Genomic DNA, 8,048 nt, shown 5'->3' on the forward strand with positions numbered 1-8,048 from the left:
AGCAAAGTGTATGCCAAAAACAACAGTTCTCCGTTTAAACGGAAGCTTAACTGTTGCCTTTAACTATTTGATATTAGTTTAGCTTAAAGAGGGCGAAAATGAAGAGGGCCTGATAAAAACTTATCAGGCAAAGTAGTCAACGAGATTTGAAGAGGAGCGTGAAATCGATTCTGTCGTAGCTGTTTCACTACTAGAATCTTCAGAATCTTCTTGCTGATCTTCCGAGCCATTAGAACCTTGCTGCTGATCATTGGATGCAAAACGCTCATCACCGCTGCGTGCATCGACATTCACTTCCTGAAGCTCAACGCCGTTTGTCTCCATCATTTCACGTAAACGCACAACGTTAGATTCAAGCATTTCCCTGACTGAAGCATTATGGGCGTTAAATGTAATGGCTGCTGCATCATTTTGAACAGAAATTTTTACATCAATTGGACCAAGCTCAGCAGGGTTTAAGTGGATCTCTGCAGACTGAATTGCCTTTCCCGTAAGCCAAACTATCTTCTGGCCAACTTCCTCCCCCCACTCAACCTCATCCAAACCCGTCATTACTGTTGTCGAGTAAGGCGCGTTATCTAATTTCTGCTGCACTTCCGAAAACGTTGTTTTAAGTGGCGAAGATGAACGCTCTACACCACTACCAATCGTTTTTTCCAGAATGCTTTCAACACTACTAGTACTATCCGCAATCGCCTTAAACTTTGATTCACCTTGCAATGCCTGACTAACAACCTCCTCTTCCAAATTGAGCATAGCACTGCCATTTTGGGACAAATTCTGAGGAGACAACCCAAGCCCTGAATCAATATTAGAATTGGTAAGCGGAGCTGCTTGAATTTGGTTTGCCGTATTTAGGTTCACCTGAGACTTCTTAGCATCCTGGTTTTGAAAAGATACGCCAGGCAAAACACTTACTGGCGCCACACCTGAATCAAGCCCAGTCAATGCTTGTGGAAGGTTAGCACTTACCGGTGCAAGGGCTTGTTGTATCCCATTTACCGTATTTAGCAAAGATGCCAACACATCTTCGGGTATGTCATCACTTGAAAATCCAAGACCACTCTCAAGCTCTGCCAGCGAGTTAGAAAGAAAAGTACTCATTTCCGGCAATTCTATGCCTTGCTGTGCCGCATCCAGAGACATTAAATTGCCACTCAATAATGCGTTGATATCATCCAGGAAGCTTGAATCCAGCCCTAAAGCTTCAAGCTTAGCAGCAATATCATCAAGTTTCTCAGGACTTATAGAAGACTGATAGACACCTGTTAATGTAGCACCAAATGAACCCTCTATGGGTGATGCACCCGGTTCGCTGCTCGCGCCCAATGCTGGACCGCTAGTTGACGCTGCTGGTGCGTTTCCTGCTGATACAGGGTTTGATAGAGATATATTTTGCATGAACAACAACCACCCGTTTCGCTCAAGCCATATTAATTATGACTTAGAAAAAATAGCTTTAGGACAAGCGAATTGTAGGCGCTCAAGTTAGTCGTCTAACTTGATTACACTACGCTTTAGGGAGGATTATGCGAATATCGGGCCAATATCCGCTATTTAGAGAATGGTACTTAATTTAATGAATATCGAATAGCTGTTTAAAATTAGAGATCTCGAATATCTTTTTTACCTCATCAGAACAGTGAACTATGCTGATTTTTACATCTTCTTTTGCGTGATCCTTAAGTAACAACAACATTCCCAAAGCAGAGCTGTCTAGATAACTGACGTCGCGCATATCGATGCGATATTCACTAACACCGTTGTCTTTTCCTTCGTAAGCGTCACAAAAACTCTGATGCGAAGCAAAGTCAAAGCGACCTTTAATCGCAATAGTTAGAGAGTTATCATCCGTTGAAAGTACTGATGTGATTGACATTTATGCCTCACCCTTGTCTAAATAGATATTTCCTAACGCTACCTTTCACAAGCCTTAAGTAGCGCTTCTCGAATTTTATTTATCGGGAGCACTTTTTGCACAGCGTTAAGTTTAACAGCTGCGCCGGGCATTCCCCATACAACACTCGTTGCTTCATCTTGAGCAAAAGTTGCACCGCCCACTGAAAGTATTCTTTCCATACCTTCGGCGCCATCACTTCCCATCCCCGTTAGGATAGCTGAAACTGCATATTTCCCATAATGCTGTGCGACTGAGTCGAATAATACATTGACCGAAGGCTTATGACCACTGACCTTCTCTCCATCATATAGAGAGGTAACCAAGCGCCCGTTTTTCTCGTAAACTTTTAAATGGAAGTCGCCTGGCGCTAAATAAGCATGGCCCGGCTCCAAAGGCATACCACTCTTTGCTTCCTTAACTGTGATTTCACAGTGTCCATCAAGCCGCTGCGCCAATGAGGCACTAAAGGTAGCAGGTATATGCTGCGCCATAACAATAGGCGGGCAGTTTGCTGGCATCCCTTGCAGGACTTCACGTAGAGCTTCCGTTCCACCCGTAGAACTTCCGATACAAATAATTTTTCGCCCGTCAAATTTACGTTTTTCTGTCGCCTCACTAGAAGCTTGCTTCGACGAAAGCACTCTATCATGAGCCGCCATATTCGCAATGGCAGCATTTCTAACTTTACTCTGAATTGTTAGCGCATAATCCGAAAGGTTATCCCAGGAACCACCTTGTGGTTTTGCGATATAGTCAACTGCGCCAATTGAAAGCGCATCAAGCGTAGCCGGAGCTCCTTTACTAGTTAAAGTAGAGATCATAACGACCGGCATGGGACGCAATCTCATCAAATTTCGCAGAAATGTAATGCCATCCATTTTTGGCATTTCAATATCCAAAGTCAGTACATCTGGACTGAACTGCTTAATTTTCTCACGAGCATCAAGCGGATGCTCAGCGACAGCCACAACCTCAAGGTCTGGTGCCGAGCCAATAATTTCAGATAAAACCTGCCTAATTAGCTCGGAGTCATCAACAATTAAAACTTTTATCTTACTCAAACCTACTTCTCCACGAAAAGTACGACATATTACTGCGCGAATCAGTCAAACAACTCAACACCACCGCTTGGTGCGGACTTTTGCTTCAAGTCATTGCTATAGCTAATCTCTCTTTGCAAGACTGTATCGTTTGTTGTTTCTCTAAGCTTTCTTACTTTAACTGCACCGGTATCGGGAAAATACAAGACCTTTCTCGGGTATATATCACCAACATCTTCCGCTGCTAGCTCAAAATTTTCTTCGTAAATGTACTTTCTTACGTACGCTATATTTCGCTTACCAATGTCAGTCATGTTACTAAGAACATTGCCGCCACCAAAAACTTTGATTTCGAGATTTCGACGCGTACCACCAAGCTTTAGGATTTCGTTAATAAGAAATTCCATCGCCCAGTTTCCGTACCTGGAGGCACTGCTTATTTCTGAAGCTCCCCACTTTTCCGTCGAATGAGCCCCTTGCTCTGGTAACATAAAGTGATTCATTCCACCTATACCAAGTTGCACATCTCGAACACAGGCAGAAATACAGGAACCCAGTACGGTAACAATCATTTCTCCAGTTTTGCTCACATAGAACTCACCCGGCATTATTTTAGCAGCGGGAACATTCATTCGCTTATCCCAATACCTGTTCACATGCTCAAAGCCTGCTAGGGGTGGTGGTAAAGTGTGATTTTGTGACATTTACTAACTATCCTACATTAACTGTAATATTGCTGCCCTGAACGACAATCAACATTCAATACTAAGAAATTTTCTGGTAGATGGTCTTACCTATTGGCTTAAACCTTGTACATACTCTACTCAAGCTCTCTGAGTGACCAATTATCAAATAGCCCCCATCTTTAAGCATATCGGCATACCTGTTGAACAAAACTGCTTGAGTCTCTTCATTAAAGTAAATAACGACATTCCGACAGAATATTAGGTCGAACGGGCCTTTCATTGGCCAGCGTTCCAATAAGTTTAGGCGCTTAAATCTAATTAACTCCTGCAAATCAGGTTTAACCTTAACGATATCCGGGTGGTTCTTATCAAACATGAACCACTTCCGCTTGATCTCTTGAGGAAGCGATTCAATTCGCTCAACCCCGTAAACACCTTGCTGACCTTTTCCCAAAACTTTGGAATCTAAGTCAGTAGCTAGAATTTTGCAGTCCCAGCCACTTAAATCAAAGTTATCCCGAATGGTCATTGCAATGCTATAAGGTTCCTCACCAGAAGAGCAGCCTGCAGACCAAACTCTAATTCGCCTTGAAGCAGCGTTGCTATTCTTTAGCTCCTTACAGAGCTTATCTCCAAGAAACTCGAAATGATGGTTCTCTCTAAAGAAGGATGTGAGATTCGTCGTAATCGCATTAATAAAACGACTAACTTCTTCGCTGTTTTCATTACGAATCAAAGACAGATATTCACTTACTGAGCCCAAACGAACATCTCTGAGCCTACGCGCCAGGCGGCCATAAACCATATCTTTCTTATGGGGCCCCAGCACTATGCCAGTATACTTATAGGCCAACTCGCTGATTTCCTGGAAATCAGCATCGGACATCGCAAACTCTCGTGATCGATCAGAATCCACTTAAGAACCTTAACTCGCTAGTAATTGTCGTCCGGCAACCTGATCTGGATCAGCGATCAATTGCTCGCTAAGCTCCAAAATAATCACCATTTTTTCTTCGGTACTTCCCAAACCTTTAACATATTGCGCCTGACTCGTTTGGGAAAGCTCGGGAGAAGGCTGAATTTGAGAATGAGAAAAGTTATACACATCCGACACTGCATCAACCACGATTCCGATAACCTTGGCGTTAGACTCGGTTTCTACCGAAACGATTATCACAACCGTTTCATCGGTATAAGATAAATCTTTAATGCCAAAGCTATATCGCAAATCAACGATAGGAGAAACAGTCCCCCTCAAGTTCATGACACCTAGCACCTGACTTGGAGAATTGGGAATTGAGGTGATCTCTTCCCAACCTCTTATCTCCTGCACTGAAAGAATATTGATACCGAACTCTTCACCCCCCATAAAAAAGGTGAGGTATTGGTCGGTTGGCTCATCCTGCTTTGCATCATCGACTTCACCATTAATCTGTTCTAGCTTTGAATCTTGTTGCTCTGACATAGATTAAACCTTTTGTTTTATGCCGCTTCGCTATCGTCTGGCTCGGTAATCTTCTTATAGGCATCACGCCCAACACCAGCAAGCTTTATAAGCCCGCTAATATCCAGGATCAGTGATACAGTACCATCCCCAAGTATCGTTGCGCCGGATACACCAGGGACTGAACGATAGTTTTCCTGCAAACTCTTGATGACCACTTGCTGCTGAGCTAATAAGTCGTCAACTAACACCGCTACCTTAATATTGTCACCCTCGACAATAACGAGGAGACCATCATCAACCCGTTCATGATCTGCCTGAACGTTAAAAATATCCCAAAGGCGAATAATCGGAACATATTCGTTTCGAAGGCGAAGGACGTCACAGCCACCAGAAACGCGATGTATCATCTGATCCTGAGACTCAATCGATTCGACAATAGATACCAAAGGAAAAATATATACCTGCTGACCAACACGAATTAGCTGACCATCCAAAATTGCCAGAGTCAGTGGCAAGCGTATCGAGAACATACTCCCCTTGCCTGGAGTCGACTCAACCTCGACCGAACCATTTAAGTCCTGTATATTTCTGCGCACAACATCCATACCAACGCCACGCCCCGAAATATCGGTAACTTCTGCAGCAGTTGAAAATCCAGGCTGGAAAATTAAGTCGTGAATTTGCTCTGGTTCAAGATGATCGTTAGGCGAAACAAGACCGTTTTCGATTGCTTTCGATAAAATTCGATCTTCATTGAGGCCGGCACCGTCATCAATAATCTGAATAACAATGTTACCGCCCTGGTGAAATGCGTTAAGGGTAATCTTACCGGTTTCATCTTTGCCAGCGGCAAGACGCGCTTCTGGCGACTCTAAACCGTGGTCAAGTGAGTTTCGAACAAGGTGAACAAGAGGGTCGCCTATTCTTTCCATCACTGTTTTATCCAGTTCAGTTTGCTCACCAAGCAGAACAAGCTCAACTTTCTTTTCAAGACTCTTACTAATATCGTGAACGAGGCGAGGGAAACGTGAAAATGCAAAACTAATAGGAAGCATCCTAATACGCATGACACTCTCTTGAAGCTCTCTGGTATGAAGACTTAGCTGCTCTAAACCTTCCATCAACTTCGGCATCATATCGACCGTAAAGTCTTTGCCCAGTTCATTTAGCATTGACTGGGTAATTACAAGCTCGCCGACCATATTGATCAGGCTATCGATTTTGTCTGTGCCTACACGGATTGAAACGCTTTCAGGCTTACTTTCCTTTTTAACAGGCGCTGGCGCTTTACTCGCTTTCTCAACACTGGCACTAGATTCAACACTCGACTTAGACGCGGGCACATCTTCTGTCTTAACTGCTGAAACACCAACCGCAGCTTCAGCAACAACCGCTGGCTCTGCTGCTTCAGCATTTACCTCAGACTCTTCAGAAGCTTGCGAATCAATTTTCTCAATTCGAATATCCGAGTCATCAACGACCCACTCAAAGACTTCGTCTATTTGAGCTCTTTCGGCATCACCCTTAAGTACAATATTCCAAGCTAGATAGCATGCTTCGGGGTCTAGCGAGCCAAGTTCTGGCAGCTCATCAACAACACTGGAAACCTCGACTTCACCCAACTCAGACAGTTCACGAAACATACGTACTGGGTCATTACCAGTGCGCAAGACATCTGCGTCGGGTTTAAAATAGATAGTCCAACCATCAGAACCTTCGTCGGTTTCCTCGCTAGGACTTTCACAGCTTTCTGCTGTTTCACTGCCACCTTCCAGCAGAGCGTTGAACTGTACTCGCAACTCATCTGCCAACTTGGTTTCGCAGCTTTGACCGGCCTCAAGCTCATTGATCATAGTTCGGATACAGTCGACAGACTTCAGAAACAGATCGACATGATCCGCTTCCATAACAAACTGGTCTGAACGAATAAGATCAAGCAGCGTTTCTACAACATGTGTAAATTCAGCAATCTCATTAAAACCAAAGGTACCACTACCACCCTTAATCGAGTGTGCAGCCCTGAATATTTCGTTTATCGCTTCAGAATCGAGATTCGAGATATCGATATTAAGAAGCGCAGACTCCATAACATCAAGCCCTTCATAACTCTCTTCGAAAAACACCTGATGAAACTGACTTAAATCAACACTCATTGTATTGGCCTGTCTACGCGTAGTTACATTAACGTTTTTTTGTTCTTGGTAGCGCTGTACATTACAGAGGTAAAGCTTAGCCCATTACTTTCTTGATAGTCGCTAATAGCTGCTCTGGGTTAAACGGTTTTACCAACCAACCCGTAGCGCCAGCATTTTTACCCTGCATTTTCTTATCGCCAGCTGACTCGGTGGTCAACATTAAGATTGGAGTAAACTTATAATCCGGTAAGGTTCTGAGGTTCTTAACTAACTCAATACCATCCATTACAGGCATATTCACATCGGATAAAACCAGATCAACAGCAGTAGTTTTTGCTTTATCTAGTGCTTGCTGTCCATCTGCAGCTTCTATCACATCAAAGCCAGCACCTTTAAGAGTGAATGAAACCATTTGTCTCATTGAGGCAGAATCATCTACCGCCAATATTGTTGCCATCTACGTTCTCCCGTATGCGACGATTAAGCAATTTCCCTAAGAAATCAAAATTCAAAAACATTTAGTTAAGATTTAGCATTTGTTCCAAGCCCGCTAACTTAGCAGCCGCTTGCAACTCTTCGGACACGCTTCCCCAAGAAACTTCAGCCTCAGCAGTACGCATTGAAGTAAAAAAGGAAGCAAATAATTGCAAGGCTGCAGTATCCACTCTCGATACTTCTCCCGCACTGATAACGGTTGGAGATGCTAATTTAAGAATCTCTTCCATCTCATGATGTAGCGACTCAACCTTAGCGATATTCACAACACCTTCTAACTCAATTGCTGCTTCACTCATAATCAGCCTAAATCTCACCAAATAGTTATTTCTTCAACTAACTTTA

The 8,048-nt window shown here is 43.4% G+C and carries 9 protein-coding genes; all 9 read right to left on the minus strand.

What is annotated here, in order from left to right; genetic code table 11:
* Positions 1 to 123 precede the first annotated feature (123 nt).
* The 9 genes from A3761_RS21305 to A3761_RS21345 all read right to left on the minus strand — a co-directional run bounded on the left by A3761_RS21305 (position 124) and on the right by A3761_RS21345 (position 8,002).
* A complete protein-coding gene (locus tag A3761_RS21305; RefSeq protein WP_068554013.1) occupies positions 124 to 1,401 on the minus strand; it encodes a flagellar hook-length control protein FliK in 1,278 nt (425 codons plus the stop codon).
* 175 nt (positions 1,402 to 1,576) lie between these two features.
* Positions 1,577 to 1,879 carry an STAS domain-containing protein gene (locus A3761_RS21310; protein WP_068554015.1) on the minus strand — a complete coding sequence of 101 codons (303 nt, stop codon included), beginning with the start codon at positions 1,877 to 1,879 and terminating at the stop codon, positions 1,577 to 1,579.
* A gap of 38 nt (positions 1,880 to 1,917) precedes the next feature.
* Positions 1,918 to 2,961, minus strand: a complete 1,044-nt coding sequence (locus A3761_RS21315) for a chemotaxis response regulator protein-glutamate methylesterase (RefSeq protein WP_068516560.1) — start codon at positions 2,959 to 2,961, stop codon at positions 1,918 to 1,920.
* Between the two features lie 41 nt (positions 2,962 to 3,002).
* On the minus strand, positions 3,003 to 3,644 hold the full coding sequence (gene cheD / locus A3761_RS21320) for a chemoreceptor glutamine deamidase CheD (protein ID WP_068554017.1): 642 nt from the start codon (positions 3,642 to 3,644) through the stop codon (positions 3,003 to 3,005).
* Between the two features lie 61 nt (positions 3,645 to 3,705).
* A complete protein-coding gene (locus A3761_RS21325) occupies positions 3,706 to 4,542 on the minus strand; it encodes a protein-glutamate O-methyltransferase CheR (protein ID WP_231872224.1) in 837 nt (278 codons plus the stop codon).
* Positions 4,543 to 4,551: 9 nt separating this feature from the next.
* Positions 4,552 to 5,091, minus strand: coding sequence for a chemotaxis protein CheW (locus A3761_RS21330; RefSeq protein ID WP_068516563.1), 540 nt, complete (start codon positions 5,089 to 5,091; stop codon positions 4,552 to 4,554).
* 17 nt (positions 5,092 to 5,108) lie between these two features.
* Positions 5,109 to 7,226: a chemotaxis protein CheA gene (locus A3761_RS21335; RefSeq protein WP_068554018.1), complete on the minus strand. Its 2,118-nt coding sequence runs from the start codon at positions 7,224 to 7,226 to the stop codon at positions 5,109 to 5,111.
* Between the two features lie 76 nt (positions 7,227 to 7,302).
* Positions 7,303 to 7,665: a response regulator gene (locus tag A3761_RS21340; RefSeq protein ID WP_068508193.1), complete on the minus strand. Its 363-nt coding sequence runs from the start codon at positions 7,663 to 7,665 to the stop codon at positions 7,303 to 7,305.
* 61 nt (positions 7,666 to 7,726) lie between these two features.
* Positions 7,727 to 8,002 carry a lipid asymmetry maintenance protein MlaB gene (locus A3761_RS21345; protein WP_068507368.1) on the minus strand — a complete coding sequence of 92 codons (276 nt, stop codon included), beginning with the start codon at positions 8,000 to 8,002 and terminating at the stop codon, positions 7,727 to 7,729.
* Positions 8,003 to 8,048: the final 46 nt, after the last annotated feature.

The sequence above is a fragment of the Oleiphilus sp. HI0123 genome, from assembly GCF_001635315.1.

What these genes read in the sequence shown, in the direction of transcription:
- A3761_RS21330 (WP_068516563.1), bottom strand. Translation starts at nt 5,091, where the DNA reads ATGTCAGAGCAACAAGATTCAAAGCTAGAACAGATTAATGGTGAAGTC.
- A3761_RS21345 (WP_068507368.1), bottom strand. Translation starts at nt 8,002, where the DNA reads ATGAGTGAAGCAGCAATTGAGTTAGAAGGTGTTGTGAATATCGCTAAG.
- A3761_RS21340 (WP_068508193.1), bottom strand. Translation starts at nt 7,665, where the DNA reads ATGGCAACAATATTGGCGGTAGATGATTCTGCCTCAATGAGACAAATG.
- A3761_RS21310 (WP_068554015.1), bottom strand. Translation starts at nt 1,879, where the DNA reads ATGTCAATCACATCAGTACTTTCAACGGATGATAACTCTCTAACTATT.
- A3761_RS21335 (WP_068554018.1), bottom strand. Translation starts at nt 7,226, where the DNA reads ATGAGTGTTGATTTAAGTCAGTTTCATCAGGTGTTTTTCGAAGAGAGT.
- cheD (WP_068554017.1), bottom strand. Translation starts at nt 3,644, where the DNA reads ATGTCACAAAATCACACTTTACCACCACCCCTAGCAGGCTTTGAGCAT.
- A3761_RS21305 (WP_068554013.1), bottom strand. Translation starts at nt 1,401, where the DNA reads ATGCAAAATATATCTCTATCAAACCCTGTATCAGCAGGAAACGCACCA.